Here is a 15,338-nt window from a genome sequence, read left to right as displayed (position 1 = left end):
TCGTCCTTCCGGAACAGTCATGCTTGGAGCAAAATGTTGCATTCCTGGCTGGGGTGCCCGCGACGGACGGATCGGCTCGCGCGATCTCTTTACGCGCTCCTCGTTCCTCACCCCAGTGGGTTGCTTGTTCACTCAACACCGTCGGACATTTAGCAGTCATCCGGCAAGAGTGCTAAGTCAATAATTAGCACTCCCACACACTGAGTGCAAGCGATCACGCCGACATGCCACCCGGTTCACATTCGTTCCCGACCGCAGCCGGCGGGCGAATGCAAAAGCAGCGGCAGAGCCGAAGCTCCGCCGCTGCCGATCCCGTCCCCAAGCCGGGAGGGTGTTACTTGGAGTGGCCTACACTGCGCGGACTTCCTCGGCCTGCGGACCCTTCTGGCCCTGGCCGATTTCGAACTCCACCCGTTGTCCTTCTTCCAGCGTCCGGTAACCCGATGCCTGGATGGCGGACCAGTGGACGAACACATCCGTTTCGGCTTCGTCGAGGGTAATAAAGCCGTACCCTTTTTCGCCGTTGAACCACTTGACGATCCCCTGCGCCATGATCTTTCTCCAACCTAGATTCCGATGCCGCCCTCCGGCGGCATGCTTGGACGCCGGAGGCGCCGGATCCGTCCCTCTGTCGGTTCCCGAGGGAGGCCGAGGTCAGCAGCGCAAACCGGCTGGCATCACTCTAACTACGGTGATCCCGATCACATACAGGCGTGTTGATAACGTTATGGTCTTTTAACCCGAACGCCCCGTTTACCGGTATCCGGGGCCCAGGATCACGGTGACGCTGGTGAAGCCGGGTGTTTCCAACGCGGGAATGCCCAGCTGCGCACCGATTTCCTGCGCATTGGCAGCCAGCTCCGGTGAGCTGTAGTAGACGCCGGATCCCTGCTGGGGCGCACCGGCCCAGTTGGCCACCGTTCCAACTGCCCATCCTGCAGCGGACATCCGTCCGGAAACGCCTGCACCAAGTCCGGTCACGCCGCTGGCGTTGAACACTGCAACCGGCTGGGTACGGTCAATCGCGGGCGCAGTCGGCGTCGGCGTTGGAGTGGGCGTTGGAGTGGATGCCGGAGCAGGACTCGGTGAGGCATCCTCGGCCTTCGCCTCGGGAGTCGGTGTGGCTGCAGCTGAGGCGGACGCGGAAGCAGGGGCCGAAGCCTGTGCTTCCGGGGACGGACCAGCGGAACCGGACCCGATGCCCAGCCGCGGCAGGACAAAGTAGGCTGCCAAGCCGATTAGCAGAGCGAGCACACCCACGGTGATCAGCAGCCCCAGCCCGTTGGAACGCGAGGGAATGAGGCGTTCGCGGTGCACGCCCTGCCGCGCGGACGTTTCGGGGACCTTGTCGAACTCATCCCGAGGGTATTGGCTCATTGTGGAGTTTCAATCCTTGTTCTGATGGCGCCGCGTACTGGGCGGCCAACATTGGAGGGAACCGGCGCTAGACGCCTGTGCCCAGGCGGCGGGCGGTACGGGCACGCTGGCGGGTCGTACGTAGTCTACGCAATCGTTTGACCAGCATCGGATCATGGGCGAGGGCTTCCTCGGTATCAATCAGGGCGTTCAGGACCTGGTAGTACCTCGTGGCCGACATCCCGAAGAGGTCCTTGATGGCCTGTTCCTTGGCACCGGCGTATTTCCACCACGCCCGTTCCAACGCGAGCATCTGCTGTTCCTGGGCACCCAACGGGCTGTCCGGGTCCACTGCGTCATCGAGGGAAAACCGCTCGGCTTCGGCCGATTCCGCCACATTCACTCCCAAAAAGATCCCTGTATATATCTACCGCCCATGCTAATTGGGAATAACAGGCTTGTCATTTACGGCAGTCGTCGGCAAGGCACCGCAAACGCACCGGTGACAAAATGGACCAGTGAGCACTGACGAACCCCAGCTTTTTTCCTACACCGGCGAAGCCGCACCGGGGGAAAACACCCCTTTTCCTTTCGCTGCACCCACACGCCTTGAGGACCTCATGGCTCCCGATTGGGCCCATGTGCTCTCCCCGGTGAAGACGCGCCTTGAAGAAATAGCCGCCGAGCTGGACGCGGAGCGCCGCGCCGGTCAGCGCATCCTGCCCGCACCCGGCAACATCCTGCGCGTCTTCCAACGTCCGCTGGCCAGTGCCCGCGTGCTGATCGTAGGCCAGGATCCGTACCCCACCCCCGGGCATGCCGTAGGCCTCTCCTTCTCCGTAGGGAAGGGCGTACGTCCGCTTCCCCGAAGCCTGAACAACATCTTTACCGAGCTCAACGCCGATCTGGGAATCACCCCCTCCCCCTCCGGAGACCTCAGCGCCTGGGCGGATCAGGGGGTGGTCCTGATGAACCGCGTACTCACGGTACGTGCCGGGGAAGCAGGCTCACACCGGAAGCGGGGATGGGAGGAAATCACTGAGCTCGCCGTGCGCGCACTGGCTGCCCGCCGCCGCCCGGACGGCACGCGCGTTCCCCTGGTTGCCGTCCTGTGGGGACGCGATGCCCAGGGCATTGTCCCGTTCCTCGGCGGTGCGCCGACCGTCGAATCCGCGCACCCCAGTCCCCTGTCGGCCTCACGCGGGTTCTTCGGTTCCCGACCGTTCAGCCGGGTTAACGAACTGCTGGCGCAGCAGGGCGCCGACCCCGTGGACTGGCGGCTTCGCGGGGAGCGGTAAGGGCGGCGCGGTAAGGGCGGCGCGATACGGTAGTTACAGGCCCTTTCCTAGGAGACACCCATGCCCGACCCAATGACTTCCCCGCGCCCGCAGGAGCCGGAGTCTCCAGCTCCCCGCCGCCAGCGCCCCCTGCTGACCCTTGAGGTTCTCCGCCGCGAGCAGATCAGTGAGCATATGGTCCGGGTGGTTGCCGGCGGACCCGGTTTCGACAAGTTCCAGCCCAACAGCTGCGCCGATGCCTACTGCAAGATCTGGTTTGGCCCGCAGGGCCGCCCGATTGACGGTACCGAGGACCTGGACACCATTCGGGCGCGGAGCGAACGGGAGCACTGGCCGGTGTCCCGCACCTACACGGTCCGGGACGTGGATCTTGAAGCACGCGAAATCAGCATCGACTTCGTTGTTCACGGAGATGAAGGCCTGGCCGGGCCGTGGGCGGCCTCGGCAGAGCCGGGGGAACCCTTGACCTTCTCCGGCCCCGGGGGCGCCTTCAACCCCGATCCCGGCGCCGACTGGTACCTGCTGGCTGTCGATGAGTCAGCCCTCCCCGCAGCTGCCACCGTGCTCCGCGCGCTGCCGCAGGACGCCGTCGGGCAGGCATTCATCGAAGTCGCCGGCCCCGCCGACCGCCAGCCGGTGCCGAAGCCTGCGGGAGTGGAGCTGACCTGGCTGTACCGCGGGGACGTCCCCGCGGGGCGCAGCCGGATGTTGACCGACGCCGTTTCGGCGACGCCTTGGCGGGATGGAACCGTGCAGGTCTTTGCACACGGCGAGCGGGAGGCAATGAAGTCCCTGCGCGATGTCATGTTCAGCCACCGTGGACTGGAGCGCAGGCAGGTCTCCCTTTCCGGCTACTGGGCTGCGGGACGCACCGAAGACGTCTTCCAGGCCGAAAAGCGCACGCCGGTCGGCAAGATTCTCTAGCCCGGACGGCAAGGAGCCCGGCCCGCTGCAGCAGCGGGCCGGGCTCTTGTCTTTTTTGGTGCTGCTAACGCCGCCGGTTACGCCGGTCGTTGCCGTTGAGGTTGCGGGTGAAGGGCCGGCCCAGGTTATCGCCGAGCACCACGCCGCCGGAGATGGCCAGAATGACGGTGAGCGCGTCAAACAGGCCCACCACACCCTGGTACATCTCGTCGGTGCCGATGCTCAGGCCGTACATGGACCGGAAGATCGCCAGCCCCGGGAACAGGAACAGAACGGCCGGCACCGCCACGATCAGCTGCGGGGCACCCATCCGCAGGGCGACAATGCGGGCCACCATGCCGATGAAGATGGCGGCCACCGCCGGGGTAAGGCGCGGCCCCATGCCGCCTGCCTCCACCAGCTGGTACACCAGGAAACCGGCAGTGCCGATCAGCACCGTGGGCAACACCAGCCGGCGCGGGGACTGTTCGACAATGCAGATGGCTCCCAGCGCAATAGCCAGCAGCAGCAGGGTCACGGCGAAGGAATACTGTGACGAGGCCACATCGGTAACGTTCAGCCGGCCCATTCCCATCAGGGCACCCAGCACGAGCGCGACGGCGATGCCGGCCACCAGTGCGCCGAAGGTCAGGAACGCGGACAGGAACCGGCCGGACGCCGTGACCGGGAATCCGTTGATCGCATCCTGCACGGCCGAGACCAGACGGCCGGTGGGCAGCATAACCAGGATGCCGCCGGCAACGACGATGCCCGGGGAAATGGGCACCTCCATGGACCAGAACAGCATGGCCATGGCCGTGACCACAAAGCCGCTGGCCGCCGTCGTGAAGAAGTCCGGGACCCGCCACCTGCCCAGCACGCGCTGGAGCAGGCTGACCATCACCGTTCCGGCGAATCCCACCAGTGACGCGAGCGGGCCGCCGCCGATAAACCCGACGATGGCGGCTGCGAACACCCCGGCGGATACCGTCACGGCCCAGCGCGGGAAAGGCTTGGGCTGGTGCGTGATCTCGTTGAGCCGGTTGGCCGCCTCGGCGCGGGAGAGCCCCCCGTCGATGATGTCGGTGACCAGCTGGTGGACCAGGCCAAGCCCGGCATAGTTGTTCGTCCAGGAACGGACCACGCGCATCACCGTGATGGGGGTCTGGTCCTTCGGAGAGTAGTTGAGCAGCACCGACTGGTTGGTGATGTCCACTTCGATGCTTTCCAGCCCGAATGCGGCGGTCACGGCAATGATGGCGGTTTCCACCTCCAGCGCGCCGGCACCGTAGCGGAACATGGATTCGGCCATGCCGAGGGCCAGGTCCAGGGTCTTGCGGGCATTCGCGTCCGGCCCGGCGGTGCGCACGAGCGGATTGGCATAGGGGCTGCCGGCCAGCCGTTCCACAATGGACATGGCCTGGGTGGGCGGATTCTCCCCTTGGACCAGCTTGCGCAGCATGCGCCGCGCCGCAGCGGATGAGCGGTCGGCGCGGACGGCGGTCGAGGCCAGCGGCACCGTTCCCGGTGGAACGGTTTTGCGCGTACGGGCAGGCCGTTTCTCGCGAGGGTCGGCCGTCGTCCGCATGCGGCCCGTCGGCGGCCGAAGCACCTTGGAGCCACCCGGGCGGATTACCGACGTGGTGGGAGGAGGCGGCTTGGGCCGGGTGCTGCGCAGGGCAGCGGTGGGCATGTCCATGCCGGTGGCCGGCTGCCCCGGAGCCTTCGACGGCGGGGCCGGCGTCTTGGCAGCCTGCCGCGAAGGCCGCCCGGCCGCGCCTTGCCCCGGCCGGGGTCCCTTGCCGGACTTTGCCCTCTGGGCCTGTGGCTTCCCTGCCTGGGCGCTGCCGGGCTGAGGGTTCCCCGGCCGCACCTTCCCGGGTTCAGGGCTCTCCGGCTGCGCCTTTGCTGGCTCCGCCCGCCGGCGCGCCGGCATGCTGATCAACGGAATGGGCCCCGCAACCGGGTCCGGATTCAGTGCCGAATCCGGATTCGATCCGGGCTTGCGCCCACCCGGATCGGCTGTGTTCTCCAAGGATTCACCCTTTCGCCTGTTCCGGGACCCGCCCGGGTTATTGCCTGGTGGAACTGCTGCTTAGTAGAACGGCTGCTGGTGGCGGCGCCAGTAAATCTGCCGCGCCACGCGTTCGCCGATGGTGTTCCAGATGCGATAGCGGATCGGATCCACAATGAAGTCGTAGCAACCGACAAAATCCGTGACCGTCTTGGAGAAACTGGTCTTGAACAGACCCAGCCCGTGATGCGGGTGGCTCTTGTCCTTGAGCTGGTTGCTCGGCGGTGTGCCGCAGAAGTCGTACTGGACAATGCCGCACTCCTTCTTGAGTTCGGTGATCGCGGTCCACTGGACCAGGTGCGAATCCCCGTACTGGGAGCGCCGCGGCTTGGACCCGCCGTCCTTGTAGGTGCCCTTGTTGCCGTAGGCAATCACGAAGGCACCCACAGTGGGTTCCCCGTCCTCGAATGCGAAGTAGAAGCGTCCCTGCCCGGCAGCAACGAAGTTGGACCAGAACCGGTGGTAGTACTCGTAGGAGCGCAGCCGCGCCGCAGAGCGGTCCTCGATGTGGGCCATCAGGCGGTACATGATCCGCATGTTCTCTTCGGTCGGCTCGACCCGGCGGACATCCGCGCCTTCGCGGATCGCCCGGCGGACCGCGTTCCGGCCCCGGGAGGAGAGGTTCTTGAGCAGCTGCTCCTCGTCCGGCGTAGTGTCCAGCAGGGCAGTGGAGTCGTTGGGCTGCAGGTTGAAGGTCTTGATGAATCCGGCCCCCGTGAACAGGGCCTGGACCTCTTCGCTGTCCACGATGTCCGGCTCAACCTTGATCGCGAAAACCTTGCGGCGGGTCTCCTTGATGAACCGTGCCAGCGCGTTCACCACCAGCGGCACATCTTCGGGTGCGGCGACGTCGGGACCCTTGATGAGGTACCAGAGGCTGCCGAGGGCCGGGACCTTCTTCTCGATCGCCAACGTGTAGGTCACGTAATCGGGTCCGGTGAAGGCCAGGTAGACGGGATTCCAGCCGTGGTGGGACTTCACTTCCGCGAAGGACGCTGACTGAAGGACATTGCCGCCGCCGGGGTTGGCCAGCACGTGCTTGTCCCAGTTGGCGATCTCCTCGGCAGTGGCCAGGCGTGCACTAAAATCTCGCAAAATACCTCAACTAATGGTTTGTTCACTGCATCGTTTTCAGCGCATCGTTACCAACGCGCCGGCCCGCCGCGGAAACGGCCTTCGAACCGGGTCCCAGTCTATCCGTTGCACTGCCGCCGGGCCGAACGCTCAAGTGGACGCAGGAAGGAACCAGCGGACCCGCGGTTCCACTTCGGCCAGGTCCCATGCAGCCTGGATGATCCGGCGGTCCTCCCCCGTGGTCCGCGTCTGTTCCTGCCGCAGGTACTCCCGCCAGGTGGGCACATCGTAGATCTCCCGGAACTGGTCCTGGTCAGTGACCGAGTGCACCAGCTCCCAGTCCGTGGCGCCGGTGCGCATGCGCGACAGCCGGACCGACTGCATAGCCGCCACGAACTCGTCATTGAGGTCCGCAGGCACCTCATAGGAGATCAGGACCGTCACCGGTCCGGCGCCGGGATCCGGTTCCTGGCCGGCAGGAAGCTGCAGTTCCGTGCCGGCTACGCTGCGGTCCAGGCGTCCGGTGCCCGGCAGCAACGGAAGCACCAGGACGCTGGCCCCGGCCAACAACAGCACGCCGGCGGCAAAAGCCAGGGTAGGAGCGTAGCCGGCTCCGGTGGCACCCGATCCCCAGAAAACGGCGCCCACGGCCTGCGTGCCGGAGGCGACCATCAGATACACAGACAGGCCGCGGGCACGCACCCATTCGGGCAGGGTCAGTTGCATTGCGGCGTTCAAGGTGGAGAACGTGGAGATCCAGGCGAACCCCGCGAAGACCAACAGCACGGCAACGGCCCACGCGGGCAGGTAGCCCGAGGCGAAGGCCCCGGCCGCGAAGACCACGGCACTGATGCCCAGCAGTGTGTTGTCCTTCAGGACGGTCCGGAGCCGCGGCAGGAACAGGACACCCAGCACGGCACCGATACCCAGCGCCCCGAGGAGCAGCCCGTATCCTGCCGACCCCAGGCCGAGATGGCCGTTGGCGGCAACGGGCAGCAGCGCATAGAGGGCGCTGGCGGGGAAAATGAACAGACCGGACCGTAGGAGAATCCGGCGGATGAGCGGTGCAGCACGGATGTAGCGGATACCTGCGGCGAGCGCCTCCCCCACGTGTTCCCGTTCGACGGGATCCCGCTGGGGAGCCCGCCAACTGTAGATGGCAATGGCCGTGCCCACGAAGGACAGTGCGTTCAAGCCGAACACAAAGGCTGGACCGGTCAGGGCCACCAGCAGACCGGCAATCGCGGGACCAACGGCACGGGCCGTGTTCATCGCCACGCTGCCGAGCGCCGCAGCCGCCTGGATCTCTTCCCGGGGCACCAGTGCAGGGGTGATGGCCTGCCAGGCGGGGGCGCTCAGCGCCATGCCGCAGCCGATGAGGAAGGTGTAGAGCAACAGCGAATCCGGGTCCAGCAGGCCCATCGCGGCCACGACCGTCAGCACGGTGGCAGCGCCGGCGGCGAAGATGTTGGCGCCCAGGATCAGCCGGCGCCGGTTGAAGGCGTCCGCCAGGACCCCTGCGATAAGGCCCAGCAGAAGGGAAGGTGCGAGGTTGGCAGTCTGGACCAGGGATACAAGGGCGGGGTTTTTGCTGGATTCCACCAGGAACCACTGGGCCCCGACGGTCTGCATCCAGGTGCCGATATTGGATCCCAACTGGGCAAGCCACAGAATGAGGAACATCCGCCGGCGCAGCGGCGCCCAGGGCGATTCCATTCGATTCACTCCCTCAGGGGCTGGACGGGAAGCCTTTCCACGCACGGGCAAAGCGCTCCCGGGCCGATTGGGCAGAGGCCTGTTCCAAGGCGTGCAGCCGCCCGTAGGTAAAGCCGTTCTCACCGGCGGCCAACGCTGTTGCCCCCATCCGCCGCAGATAGGCCTGCGTCACCACGCTGTCCTGGTACTCACCGAGGACTTTCTGCACATGCTCGGCGGCGTCCACCATTTCCTTCGCTTCCTTCGGCTGGACGGGTGCCCAGACCTCGGCTGCGTAGCGGAGCTGTTTTGCATCCTTGCGCGCGTCATGGAGCGCTTCCGCGTAGTCTTCGCCCGCCAATGTCCGTGTGGCCCGTACCCGGCGGTGCAGCCTTTTCCGGTCCCGCCGGACGATGCGGGCAGCGGCCGGACCGGCCGGCTTCCTCGCTGTTTCCGTCCAGAACGGGCGGTCCAGCAGCGCTTCGAGTCCGTCCAATGCCTGGAAGTACCGCTGGGAGTGCAGTGCTTCGCGGACGTGCCCGTAGGCCTGCCGATAGTCATGGAGCAGTTCCTCATCCACGCGGGCGGCAACCGGCCCCATCACCAGGTCAGCGGGTTCAGATGCAATCAGTTCCTGGAGCCGGTGCCGCATCACCTGCGCATCCCGGGCCTCCCCCAACACCCGGGCGATCCACCGCAGTTCCCCGCGCAGCGAGCGCCCCGGCTCGGGGTCCATGGTGCTGCGGTAGCTGGAGAGTGCCGAGCGCAGCCGCCTGGTGGCAACCCTCATCTTATGGATCCCGTCAGTGTCTCCCCGCCGTACGCGTGGATCGTGGCGCAGCAACTCCTCGAACTGTTCGCGCAGATACTCCAGCAGCAGCAGCGCCACCGGGCTGCCGGCGTCCAGGAGGTCGGCGTCTGTTCCGTCCGGCGCTCCCCCGGTGCCCGCGCCGGCCCTCTCCGGGTGCCGGACCGCGTCCCGTCCCCCACCTGCCTCCGGGCCCGCCGGCACGGCACCGGCAGCGAGGAACATGGTTCCAGCCTCCGTGCCCAGCGCATTGTGGTCGGAAGAAATGGTCCAGACCCGCCGGCCCGGTCCGCCGGGCTCCGCTTCTACGTCGTTTGTCCTGGTGCTTTCATCGGTGACCCGGGCAAGCACCGTGCCCGCACTGTCCAGCAGGTCGTACTCCAGGTAGCGCGTGACCAGGGTCTGCACAGGCGCAAGTTCCCGGCCCCGAACCACGGCTTGGACGTCCTCCACCAGTTCCGTCGGAATCCCTGCTTCGGGTTCGGCAGTGTTGCTGGACCGGACAGCAGGCTCCAGAGAGGGGGCGCTGCGCTCCCAGCGCGTGCCGCCGTCGTCGTCGGTATGCCGGGAGAGGCTGAACCGGTGCCTGTGGAGGGAACCGTCCGAAGTGTCATACCGGACCTCCGTGCGCCGGCCTTCCCTGGGCTGTGCCACTTTGGCGACACCCGACAACTCATGCAGCGGCGGCAGCACCAATGCAACATGCACCAAGAAGCGGCTTGCGGTACCTGTTCCGGCGGCCATGTGCGCCAGTATAGGACCGCAACGGCCGCTGCCGGGAGTCCTTGGGCCTCCTCCCTACCGGAGCCGGGGCGCATCCCGGTAGCATCGTGCGGTAATGAACCGGCACTGCAGCAGCGGAGGCCAGCGGATGAACTCGATGACATACGCCAAGCTCGGCAAGTCAGGGGCAACTGTCTCGGCCCTTGGGCTGGGCTGCCTTGCATTCGGCGATCCGGACCGCGGCGCGCACGGATGGACCATCCGCGAGGAGGAGGCCAAGTCCCTGCTGCGGCACGCAGTGGAGCTGGGCATCAATTTCTTCGACACCGCCAACGTGTATTCCGCCGGCCACAGCGAGGAAATCCTCGGAGCTGCCGTCGCGGAATTCTGCCGGCGGGAAGAGGTGGTGATCGCCAGCAAGGTCCACGGCGAAATGGGGCCGGGCCCCAATGGATGGGGATTGTCCCGCAAACACATCCTGTGGCAGGTGGAGCAGAGCCTGCGGCGCCTGGGCACGGACTATATCGACCTTTACCAGGTGCACCGCTGGGACGGCACCACGCCGCTGGAAGAAACACTGGGGACCCTCGACCAGCTGGTCCGGGACGGCAAGGTCCGGTACCTGGGCGCTTCAAGCATGCACGCCTGGCAGTTCTCGAAAGCCCTCTTCCTGCAGGAGCAGCACGGCTGGGCGCAGTTCATCACCATGCAGGACCACTACAACCTCCTCTACCGCGAAGAGGAACGGGAGATGTACCCGCTGTGCGCGGACCGCGGCATCGGGGCACTGCCCTATTCGCCGCTCGCGCGCGGGCGCCTGGCCCGCCCCTGGGGGACGAGGACGGTCCGGCAGGACTACGACGAGCAAGGCCAGATGCTCTATCGGGGTAACGAGGAAGTGGACCGCAGCATCACCGATGCAGTGGGGAACGTAGCCGAAGGACTCGGCGCCACCCGGGCGCAGGTCGCCCTGGCCTGGGTCCTGGCCAACCCGGTGGTCACGGCTCCGTTCATCGGCGCCACGGCCGCTTCCCACTTGAATGAGAACATCCAGGCCTTGGACATCCAGCTCACCGAAGAGGAATTCAGCGCGCTCGAGGAGTACTACCGTCCCCGTCCCGTGGCCGGGTTCTGAGCGACCTGCGCTGCGCCACGCCCGTTATTGCGCAGTTCCCGGACGGCAGACCATGCTTGGGTTGTGATGGTTCCACTGGTTCCAATGGTTCCACCGTGTTGTATGTGCTGACTCCTGCCCGTATACAGAAAGTCGCTTAGGTACCCATGCTGTCTCTGGTCTTGTGGCTTGTTCAACTGCTGTTGGCACTTCTATTTGCCGGAGTCGGCTTCGTAAAGATCTTCCAGGGCTATGCACGCCTCCGGGAGAACCTTCGCTGGCCCGAGGACTTCTCCCCCGCCACCGTGAAACTGATCGGCGTCCTCGAAGTCCTTGGAGCCGCCGGGCTGGTCATCCCCGAGGCGACCGGTGTCCTGCCCGTACTGACGCCGATAGCTGCCTCTGCACTGACCCTCCTGATGGCGCTGGCGGTCCTGGTCCACGCGAGGCGCGGTGAACGCAACCGGATTGCCCTGGGCGTCATTCTGATGGTGCTTTCGCTGGTGGTGGCGCTGGGCCGGTTTGGTGTCTTCGGGTGAGCAGTGCGGATCCGCACTCCCCGCCGCCGCTCGGTGCTGCCGTCGTCGAGCTCTACGCGCTGCTGCCGGCTGAATTCACCGCTGCCCGCAACGCCCGCGCCGCCGACGCCGGGCGGGCCGGGGACAAAGAACTCGCCAAACGCATCAAGGCGCTGCCCAAACCCTCGACGGCGGCCTGGCTCGTGAATCTGCTGGCGCACCAGCGGCGGGAGGACCTGGAACAGGTGCTGGAGCTGGGAGCTGCGCTGCGCGAAGCCCAGGAGGACCTGGACCAGAAGCAGCTGCGCCGCTTAAGCACCGAACGCCAGCGCCTGCTCCGCGCGATTGTCCGCCAAGCCCGGGACCTGGCCTCCGAACTGGACCACCCGGTGAGCGAATCGTTGGCGGCGGAAGCCGAACAAACGCTCTGGGCCGCGATGACCGACCCCTCGGCGGCCGACGCCGTTGCCAGCGGCCAGCTGGTCCGTTCCCTCGCCGCCAGCGGGTGGGAAGAGGTGGACCTGGACGGTGCCGTTGCCGACCCGGACTCGATCTCCCACGGCGCCGGGGGCAGGGCGGGGTCCGGGTCGGCGGCGGACGGGGCCGGGACTGCGAAGGACAAGGGCGGGAGCTCGGACAGCGCCGCAGTACGACGGCGGCAGGCCGAGGCCCGGCGGGCGGTCCGGAAGGCGGAGACGGACCTGGAGGAAGCGGCAGGCGCCGAACGCCGGGCGCAGGAAGCACTGGACACGGCCCAGCGGGAAGTGGATGAGTCCGCCGGCCGCCGGGACGAGCTCACGGATGAAATCGACGAACTGCGGGAGCGGATCAGGCAGCTTGAGCGGGAGGTCGCAACCGTGGACCGACGCTCCGGGAAGCTGGAACGCGAGCGGGACAACGCCCGGCGCACGGCCCGTGCCGCCCGGCGCACGGCGGAAAAGGCCCGGCAGAAGCTCGCCGACGCCCAGGACCTTTCCGACGGCGGGACGCCGTAACTAGCTTCCGTGTCCGGGCAGCTGCTGCAGCATCCCGAACCGGCTGCGGATCCGCGCCAGATCGGTGGGATGGGCTATCCCGGGGAACACGCCGTCGTAATCCGGCATCCCGATGACGTCCAGGCGGCAGCCGGCGTCGTAGAGCACATCCACGACGTTGCCGAAGCGCTGCCAGCCGTAGGGATTCGATCCCTCGGTCGGGGGCACGCCGCTGATTACCCAGTGCCGGTGCGTCTGCGCCAGGTGCAGGTAATCGGAGGTGGCCGACTGCGCATGGCACAGGTCCTCGAAATCGAACCACAGCTGCCCGCCGTCCGCCCGCAGCGCATCCAGCGTCCGGGTGCCCGGGGTCAGCTGCAGCGCTTCCGCTGCGCCTGGCGGGATCAGCCCGGCCGAGGCCAGCAGCACGTCGTCGTCACTGCGCAGGTGATACCCGGCGGCGAAACCCGACGCGCTCCGGGGCCCTGCAACGGCCCGGTAATCGGTGTCCCCGTCCAGCTCCAGGACCTGCAGGTGTCCGGCAATCAGGGCAATGCCGGGTTCGAAGAGATGGTGGAACATCTCATCCGGAAGCAGCTCCTGCGGCGCATAGTTGGACGTCGCCACCAACACGATGCCGCGGTCCAGCACGGTGCGGAGCAGCCGGGTAATGAAGGCTGCATCTGCCGGGTCCTTCACATGGAATTCGTCAAAGCACAGCAGCCGGACCCGGCCCAGCATTTGGTCCAGGGCCGCAGCGAAGGCCGAATCCTGCCGGTAGCCGGGGTTTCCGTAACCGGCGAAAACGAGTGCGTGCAGTTCCCGGAAGAAGTCATGAAAATGCAGCCGCCGTTTCTCCGGAATGTCCACGGAATCGAACAACGTGTCCAGCAGCCAGGTCTTCCCCCGCCCAGGCGGGCCCCAGAGGTAGACGGAGGTATTGTCCGGCGCGGGTTCGGCGGATCGGGCCGCCGCGGCAGCCGCGGCAAGCGCCGGAAGGACGGCCAGCTGGGCGGCATCCAGGGCCAGGCCCTGCGCTTGCGCTGCGAGCTGGAATTCGTCGGCGGCGCCCGGGGCCTGCATTGCGGTCATCCCTCCGTTCTACCCAACCGGACGGCACCGGCCAAACCGGTCAAATAAGGCAGGGAAATTCGCGCTAATTATTCCGGCACCGCGGTGGTACGTTCGAAGCCAGGCACGGAACGAATGACCGCCTTTTGGAGGAACCATGACCGACCACGTTGCCCAGGTGCAGGACTGCACCGTATCCAGCTGCGACTTCAACCATGAGGGATGCACCGCCTACGCGATCACGGTGGGCGGCTCACCCGATCACGCCAGCTGCGCCACCTTCATCGACACATCGGCCACCGGCGGCCTGCCCAAGGTCCTCGCCCAGGTAGGTGCGTGCCAGCGCAATGAGTGCCGGTTCAATGACCACCTCATGTGCGACGCCCGTGATGTACGGGTGGGTCCCGGCGCGGAACTCGCTGACTGCCTCACCTACCAGCCCCGCTAACCGGTGGCATCAGTCCTATTCGAATGGAATCCGGACCTCCCGGATCCCTGGCCCGGCGGTTACGGTCCGGCAGTAGCGGCGGTGAACGACGGCGGGACCTTCCGCCGGAGCATGCCCCCGATGGCCGGATTCCCGCCGGTTGCCGGAACCGAGGTATGGCTCGTACTGCGCGGCAGTAGGCGGGGGCAGCGGGGGCTGGTGGGCCACGGCGTCGTTGTGCCGTCCGGATCAGGGGACACAGCGGACGTCGTGACGGTGGACTTCGACCGGCTGCTGCCCCTTGGTGAGCAAGTACCGGCGTCGCTCCTCGAGGAAGATGTGCCCAACCTGCCCCGGGTCGACGGTGCCGCTTCCGTACCGTCAGCTTCCGTGCCGGCACTGCGGCGGCTGTGGTCGGGATTCCTCGGCGCCGGCCCGGATCCGCTGAGTCCTCCGCCGGGCACCATTGCCGCCGAAGCACTGGGCCTGCAGCGCGTCAATGCCTACGAGCATAACGCCGAGGCCCGCCGGCTGTGCCTGGCCTTCCACGGCAATAGCTGTGCGGCCTGCGGGCTGGTCCCCGCACAGCGGTACGGTCCGGGGACGGAAGCGCTGATGCAGGTGCATCATCTGGTGCCGGGCACGGACCTGCCCGCCGACTACGCACTGGATCCGGCCTCGGATCTGGTGCCGCTGTGTCCCACGTGCCACGCCGTGGCGCATACCCGGGTTCCGGTCCCCTACACCCCCGCCGAGGTGCGCGGCCTGCTTGCCGCCGCACCGGATGCAGCATCACGGGCAGTGGGCGCGGACGCCGTCGTCGTCGGGTCCCTGGTGAGCCCGGAGCAGCAGCAGGCATTGGACGACGCCGCCCGGCTGCGCGGACTTCGCTAGACTCGGAACTCCCATGAGCATTCCAGCGAGCACTTCCAAAACCGTCCGGGTGGATGCCTGGCTGTGGGCGGTCCGCGCCTATAAAACCCGGTCCGCGGCCACAGCAGCGTGCCGCGCCGGCCATGTCCGGTTGAACGGCAATCCGGCCAAGGCAGCGCAGCCGGTGCAGCCCGGGGACACCGTCCGGATCCGGCAGCCCGGCTTCGAACGGATCCTCGAGGTACGGCAGCTGATCAATAAACGGGTGGGTGCCGAGGCGGCATCGCACTGCTTCACGGACACCACGCCGGCCCGCCCGGCAGCTCCGGCACTGGGTATTCCGGTGCGGGACCGGGGCGCCGGCCGGCCCACCAAGAAGGACCGCCGCGAGCTGGACCGGCTGCGCGGGAGCTAGGCCCGCACCCTCGGC

The 15,338-nt window shown here is 66.9% G+C and carries 16 protein-coding genes; 8 read left to right on the top strand and 8 right to left on the bottom strand.

Going from position 1 to position 15,338, the window contains the following annotated elements; translation table 11 throughout:
• Nucleotides 1–348 precede the first annotated feature (348 nt).
• From N2L00_RS02595 to N2L00_RS02585, 3 genes are all read right to left on the bottom strand, one after another.
• Nucleotides 349–552, bottom strand: coding sequence for a cold-shock protein (locus N2L00_RS02595; RefSeq protein WP_227913533.1), 204 nt, complete (start codon nt 550–552; stop codon nt 349–351).
• A 201-nt stretch (nt 553–753) separates the two neighbouring features.
• Complete coding sequence (locus N2L00_RS02590; RefSeq protein WP_255766666.1) at nt 754–1,377, bottom strand: LytR C-terminal domain-containing protein; 624 nt, start codon at nt 1,375–1,377, stop codon at nt 754–756.
• A gap of 67 nt (nt 1,378–1,444) precedes the next feature.
• Nucleotides 1,445–1,753, bottom strand: coding sequence for a DUF3263 domain-containing protein (locus N2L00_RS02585; RefSeq protein ID WP_227922936.1), 309 nt, complete (start codon nt 1,751–1,753; stop codon nt 1,445–1,447).
• A 121-nt stretch (nt 1,754–1,874) separates the two neighbouring features.
• Here N2L00_RS02585 and N2L00_RS02580 point away from each other — a divergent pair, with 121 nt between their 5' ends.
• A complete protein-coding gene (locus N2L00_RS02580; protein ID WP_255863762.1) occupies nt 1,875–2,654 on the top strand; it encodes a uracil-DNA glycosylase in 780 nt (259 codons plus the stop codon).
• Between the two features lie 60 nt (nt 2,655–2,714).
• A complete protein-coding gene (locus tag N2L00_RS02575) occupies nt 2,715–3,578 on the top strand; it encodes a siderophore-interacting protein (RefSeq protein WP_255863761.1) in 864 nt (287 codons plus the stop codon).
• A 64-nt stretch (nt 3,579–3,642) separates the two neighbouring features.
• On the opposite strand, the gene N2L00_RS02570 is transcribed toward N2L00_RS02575, so the two are convergent.
• The 4 genes from N2L00_RS02570 to N2L00_RS02555 all read right to left on the bottom strand — a co-directional run bounded on the left by N2L00_RS02570 (nt 3,643) and on the right by N2L00_RS02555 (nt 9,952).
• The gene (locus tag N2L00_RS02570; protein ID WP_370647048.1) at nt 3,643–5,145 is read right to left on the bottom strand and encodes a threonine/serine exporter ThrE family protein; all 1,503 of its coding nucleotides are present in this window, start codon (nt 5,143–5,145) and stop codon (nt 3,643–3,645) included.
• Between the two features lie 507 nt (nt 5,146–5,652).
• Nucleotides 5,653–6,726 carry a peptidoglycan bridge formation glycyltransferase FemA/FemB family protein gene (locus N2L00_RS02565; RefSeq protein WP_255863760.1) on the bottom strand — a complete coding sequence of 358 codons (1,074 nt, stop codon included), beginning with the start codon at nt 6,724–6,726 and terminating at the stop codon, nt 5,653–5,655.
• 129 nt (nt 6,727–6,855) lie between these two features.
• Entirely contained in the window at nt 6,856–8,421 is a 1,566-nt protein-coding gene (locus N2L00_RS02560) for an MFS transporter (protein ID WP_255766658.1), read from the bottom strand.
• 13 nt (nt 8,422–8,434) lie between these two features.
• Nucleotides 8,435–9,952, bottom strand: coding sequence for a CHAD domain-containing protein (locus N2L00_RS02555; protein WP_255863759.1), 1,518 nt, complete (start codon nt 9,950–9,952; stop codon nt 8,435–8,437).
• 136 nt (nt 9,953–10,088) lie between these two features.
• Here N2L00_RS02555 and N2L00_RS02550 point away from each other — a divergent pair, with 136 nt between their 5' ends.
• From N2L00_RS02550 to N2L00_RS02540, 3 genes are all read left to right on the top strand, one after another.
• A complete protein-coding gene (locus N2L00_RS02550) occupies nt 10,089–11,066 on the top strand; it encodes an aldo/keto reductase (protein WP_255863863.1) in 978 nt (325 codons plus the stop codon).
• 146 nt (nt 11,067–11,212) lie between these two features.
• Complete coding sequence (locus N2L00_RS02545) at nt 11,213–11,584, top strand: DoxX family protein (protein ID WP_255766656.1); 372 nt, start codon at nt 11,213–11,215, stop codon at nt 11,582–11,584.
• Nucleotides 11,581–12,558 carry a transposase gene (locus tag N2L00_RS02540; RefSeq protein WP_255863758.1) on the top strand — a complete coding sequence of 326 codons (978 nt, stop codon included), beginning with the start codon at nt 11,581–11,583 and terminating at the stop codon, nt 12,556–12,558. The genes N2L00_RS02545 and N2L00_RS02540 overlap by 4 nt, the downstream gene beginning before the upstream one ends.
• Here the strand turns inward: N2L00_RS02540 and zapE are convergent, their stop codons facing one another.
• The gene (zapE, locus tag N2L00_RS02535) at nt 12,559–13,629 is read right to left on the bottom strand and encodes a cell division protein ZapE (protein ID WP_255863757.1); all 1,071 of its coding nucleotides are present in this window, start codon (nt 13,627–13,629) and stop codon (nt 12,559–12,561) included.
• A gap of 136 nt (nt 13,630–13,765) precedes the next feature.
• On the opposite strand from zapE, the gene N2L00_RS02530 reads away from it, so the two are divergent.
• From N2L00_RS02530 to N2L00_RS02520, 3 genes are read left to right on the top strand one after another with little or no spacing between them, the layout of a single operon-like run.
• Nucleotides 13,766–14,056 (top strand): DUF1540 domain-containing protein, encoded by a 291-nt coding sequence (locus tag N2L00_RS02530; RefSeq protein WP_255766652.1) that lies wholly within the window; start codon nt 13,766–13,768, stop codon nt 14,054–14,056.
• A gap of 3 nt (nt 14,057–14,059) precedes the next feature.
• Nucleotides 14,060–14,929, top strand: coding sequence for a restriction endonuclease (locus N2L00_RS02525; RefSeq protein WP_255863756.1), 870 nt, complete (start codon nt 14,060–14,062; stop codon nt 14,927–14,929).
• A 13-nt stretch (nt 14,930–14,942) separates the two neighbouring features.
• Nucleotides 14,943–15,323: an RNA-binding S4 domain-containing protein gene (locus N2L00_RS02520; RefSeq protein ID WP_255766649.1), complete on the top strand. Its 381-nt coding sequence runs from the start codon at nt 14,943–14,945 to the stop codon at nt 15,321–15,323.
• Nucleotides 15,324–15,338 lie beyond the last annotated feature (15 nt).

Source organism: Arthrobacter sp. zg-Y1171 (genome assembly GCF_025244845.1).
Lineage (GTDB): Bacteria > Actinomycetota > Actinomycetes > Actinomycetales > Micrococcaceae > Arthrobacter_B.
This window is presented reverse-complemented; position numbering and strand designations above follow the sequence as displayed.

Bases quoted from the DNA above. Each gene is read 5' to 3' on its own strand.
- N2L00_RS02520 (WP_255766649.1), top strand. From the start codon at position 14,943: ATGAGCATTCCAGCGAGCACTTCCAAAACCGTCCGGGTGGATGCCTGG.
- N2L00_RS02560 (WP_255766658.1), bottom strand. From the start codon at position 8,421: ATGGAATCGCCCTGGGCGCCGCTGCGCCGGCGGATGTTCCTCATTCTG.
- N2L00_RS02530 (WP_255766652.1), top strand. From the start codon at position 13,766: ATGACCGACCACGTTGCCCAGGTGCAGGACTGCACCGTATCCAGCTGC.
- N2L00_RS02550 (WP_255863863.1), top strand. From the start codon at position 10,089: ATGACATACGCCAAGCTCGGCAAGTCAGGGGCAACTGTCTCGGCCCTT.
- N2L00_RS02555 (WP_255863759.1), bottom strand. From the start codon at position 9,952: ATGGCCGCCGGAACAGGTACCGCAAGCCGCTTCTTGGTGCATGTTGCA.
- zapE (WP_255863757.1), bottom strand. From the start codon at position 13,629: ATGACCGCAATGCAGGCCCCGGGCGCCGCCGACGAATTCCAGCTCGCA.
- N2L00_RS02545 (WP_255766656.1), top strand. From the start codon at position 11,213: ATGCTGTCTCTGGTCTTGTGGCTTGTTCAACTGCTGTTGGCACTTCTA.
- N2L00_RS02570 (WP_370647048.1), bottom strand. From the start codon at position 5,145: ATGCGGACGACGGCCGACCCTCGCGAGAAACGGCCTGCCCGTACGCGC.
- N2L00_RS02590 (WP_255766666.1), bottom strand. From the start codon at position 1,377: ATGAGCCAATACCCTCGGGATGAGTTCGACAAGGTCCCCGAAACGTCC.
- N2L00_RS02595 (WP_227913533.1), bottom strand. From the start codon at position 552: ATGGCGCAGGGGATCGTCAAGTGGTTCAACGGCGAAAAAGGGTACGGC.
- N2L00_RS02575 (WP_255863761.1), top strand. From the start codon at position 2,715: ATGCCCGACCCAATGACTTCCCCGCGCCCGCAGGAGCCGGAGTCTCCA.